The sequence below is a fragment of the Neisseria sp. P0022.S010 genome, assembly GCF_051956635.1.
Window position 1 is genome coordinate 1 of sequence record NZ_JBQCXF010000294.1, and the last position, 3604, is coordinate 3604.

Genomic DNA, 3604 nt, shown 5'->3' on the forward strand with positions numbered 1-3604 from the left:
AGTACGCACCATCCGTGCGAATTGCTTATCGGCTGTCCGTCAGCCACTCACGGCTTGACTTCACCCTGTTACAATTCGGCATCTTCACGTTTCTTAATATTACATCATGAGCAACCATTCGTCTTGGTCATCCAAAATCGGCTTTGTGCTTGCTGCGGCAGGCTCGGCCATCGGTTTGGGTGCAATTTGGAAATTCCCTTATACGGCCGGTACAAACGGTGGCGCTGTATTTTTTCTTTTGTTTTTGATTTTTACGATTTTGGTGGCTTTGCCGGTTCAATTGGCCGAGTTTTATATCGGCCGTACGGGCGGTAAAAATGCCATCGACTCCTTCAAAGTATTGCGCCCCGGTTCGCAGTGGCCGTGGTTTGGCCGCATGGGCGTGGCCGCTTGTTTTATTTTGCTGTCGTTTTACAGCGTGGTCGGCGGCTGGGTATTAAACTATGTGGTACACAGTTTTACCGGCGAAATTCACGTTGGTGCAGACTTTAAGGCCCTGTTTGAAAATACGATTTCTTCACCGTTTGGCTCGCTGTTTTACCAAGGTTTGTTCATGCTGATTACCATTTGGGTGGTCAAAGGCGGCATTTCAGACGGCATTGAAAAGGCAAACCGCGTATTGATGCCGGGTTTGTTTATCCTCTTTATCGCACTGGCTATCCGTTCGCTGACTTTGCCCGGCGCAATGGACGGCGTGGCATTTTTGTTGAAACCGGATTGGTCGTATTTAAAGCCCGGCACGATGCTGACTGCTTTGGGGCAGGCGTTTTTTGCCTTAAGTATCGGCGTGTCCGCGATGATTACCTATGCTTCGTATTTGGGTAAAGATCAGGATATGTTCCGTTCCGGCCACATGATTATGTGGATGAACCTGTTTGTGTCGCTGCTGGCCGGTTTGGTGATTTTTCCTGCGGTATTTGCCTTCGGTTTTGAACCCGGTCAAGGCCCTGGTTTGATTTTTGTTGTGCTGCCTGCGGTCTTCATGAAAATGCCGATGGGTACGTATTTATTTGCCGTGTTCATGCTGTTGGTTGTTTTTGCCACGCTGACTTCCGCGTTTTCCATGCTGGAAACCGTCATCGCGGCAACCATCCGCCAAGACGAGAAAAAACGCAGCAGCCACGCTTGGGTAACCGGCATTGCGATTTTCATAGTCGGTATTCCTTCGGCGCTGTCTTTCGGCGTATGGAGCGAGTTTAAAATTTTCGGCAAAACCATTTTTGACTTGTGGGATTTTATTATTTCTGCCGTCATCATGCCGATTGGCGCATTGAGCGTTGCCGTATTTACGTCATGGGTTCAGGATAAACAGTCTGTCCTGCGCGATGCAGGCATGGGCAGCACCATTCCGAAAAACCTGCTTTGTGTGTGGCTGGGCGTGTTGCGCTATCTTGCGCCGATTGCGATTATTGTGGTGTTCATCAACTCTTTGGGTTTGATTTAATCCGATAGTGAACAAACAGTCCGGCGTTGCATTACTTCGCCGGACTGCTTGTTTAAAAATATCATTAAAAATATTAAGGCCGTCTGAAAATTTTTCAGACGACCTTTTTATATACGCGCGAGGCTGATTAGAACTTCGCTTGCAGTCTCAGCCATGCAGTACGGCCGGGTTCGTTCACACGCATGGTTTGAGTACCGGCAGATGGGTCGCCACCACGGCTGACGAATTCAGCATAGGTTTTGTTGAACACGTTGTCCACGCCGCCTTGTAATGTAGCGTATTTGCTGAATTTCCAACCGGCGTTGAGCGAGAATACGCCAAATCCCGAAGAAGCGCCGATGTCTTGGCCGACGATATTGCCTTGGCCTTTGCTGTAACGGTTTTGTTTGGCCACGACGCGCCATAATGCGCCCGCGCTGAATTTGCCGTTGTCAAAGGCGAGGGTGTTGTTCCACTCAAGCGGCGGCGTTTGTGCCAAAGGTTTGCTGTCGGTACGGTTTTTGCCGTGGGTGTAGGCGAGGCTGGTGCCGACTTCCCAGTTAGGCGCAAATGTCCATTTGACTTCGGCTTCGCCGCCAAAGCGTGAAGCGTTGATGTTGCGCACGCCGAAATTCTTGCCTTGGCGCTCCATCATGATGAAGTCTTTGATGTCGCTGCCGAATACGGATACGGAAGCGTGGAGGTTAGGACGTTTCCAGATTACACCAGCATCGATTTGGCGGTTTTGCTCTGCGCGGATGGCTTTGTTTTCAGACTGCAGGCGTTCCCAGTAGTCAGGTGCGCGTTCGGCAATACCGAAGCCGGCATAGTATTTCAGGCCGTTGTCCGTATTTCTTTCCCAGCGCAGGAATCCTGAGTTCAAATTGAATTTTTGATGTTTCAAAACGGGGTTGGTCACGCGTGCGGTATCGTAATGCGCTTTGACTTGGTCATGGCGCAAACCTGCTACCCAGCGTTGATTGTCGGTTTGCTGCCAAGAGGCTTCGGTGAAAATACCCCATTGTTTGAAACTTTGGTTGGGCATGTAAGGCTTGTGGCTGTAGCCGTCGCCGCCACGCTCCATGCGTGTGACGTGGACGTCGTCCAGATAGTCCAAACCGGTTTGCAGGTTGAGCTTGTCCCAGTCGAAAGTGGCTTTCAGACGGCCTGTATCGGTATTGCGTTTAGGGTTGTTGGCATTTTTAATCTGCTTGCCGGCACGGTCGTAGATGGTACGCAGGCTGTATGTGTCCATCACGTGGTCGATTTCGCTTTTACCGTAGCGCAGTTCCAACTCGCTGAACCATGGAGTGAGGTTGCGTTGGGTAAAGCGGATGTTCCACGCATCACGGTCGAATTTGCTGCCGTCCATCATGCGGTCGGCGTAGGCAACCTTGGCCCTGCTGCGCTCGTATGTACCGGCAATGGTGGTGTTTTCTGTCGGGGTAACACCCAGTTGCAACATTTGGCTGTCGCGTTTGAAGTTGGAATGAATGCGGTTGCCGTCGCCGTCTTTATAATCGTCGGCTTCGTTATGGGAGATATTGGTACGGATGTAGCCATATTTGCCGCCGAACTCGGCTTCCAGCGAGCCGTCAAGGCGGTCGTTGCTGCCTGCGGTCAGGGTGGCGTTAATGTTGTAAGGTTTCTCAGTGAAATCAGGATCTTTACGGATAAATTGCACCGAGCCGCTGACCAAGCCCATACCTTGGGTAACGGTTTGCGGGCCTTTAGTGACCACGACTTGATCAAATGAGTTTGGGTGGATATAGGCAGTCGGCGGATCCATGCGCATACCGCAACCGCCATAAATAAACTGGTCGTCGGCATTGACGGAGAGGCGCGAGCCGCCCAAGCCACGGAACAGCGGATCGCCCGAGCTGCCGCCTTTGCGGATGATGCTCATATTAGGCACGGATTGCAAAAGGTCTGCCCCGTCACCGGCAGGGAGGGGTTGCAAAGCAGCTTTGGGGTTGAAAGTAACGCGGTTGGCTTTTTCTTGTTGCGTGCCGGTAACGGTGACAGGGGAAAGGGTAACTGTTTCTTCAGGTACAGGGTCAGTGTCTGCCCATGCTTGGGATACGGCTAAGACGATAGGCAAGATAAGTAATGGTGGGTATTTCATGTGGTTTCTCTCTATTATTAAGCGTCATGTCGAGTAATACTTAAGCAGTATATACA

2 protein-coding genes are annotated in these 3604 nt (G+C 51.1%); one reads left to right on the forward strand and one right to left on the reverse strand.

The window, feature by feature from the left end:
* Positions 1-106 precede the first annotated feature (106 nt).
* Positions 107-1444: a sodium-dependent transporter gene (locus ACTHUT_RS15595; RefSeq protein ID WP_250601200.1), complete on the forward strand. Its 1338-nt coding sequence runs from the start codon at positions 107-109 to the stop codon at positions 1442-1444.
* 127 nt (positions 1445-1571) lie between these two features.
* Here the strand turns inward: ACTHUT_RS15595 and ACTHUT_RS15600 are convergent, their stop codons facing one another.
* Positions 1572-3548 (reverse strand): TonB-dependent copper receptor, encoded by a 1977-nt coding sequence (locus tag ACTHUT_RS15600; protein WP_250601198.1) that lies wholly within the window; start codon positions 3546-3548, stop codon positions 1572-1574.
* Between the last annotated feature and the right edge of the window lie 56 nt (positions 3549-3604).

What these genes read in the sequence shown, in the direction of transcription:
- ACTHUT_RS15595 (WP_250601200.1), top strand. Translation starts at nt 107, where the DNA reads ATGAGCAACCATTCGTCTTGGTCATCCAAAATCGGCTTTGTGCTTGCT.
- ACTHUT_RS15600 (WP_250601198.1), bottom strand. Translation starts at nt 3,548, where the DNA reads ATGAAATACCCACCATTACTTATCTTGCCTATCGTCTTAGCCGTATCC.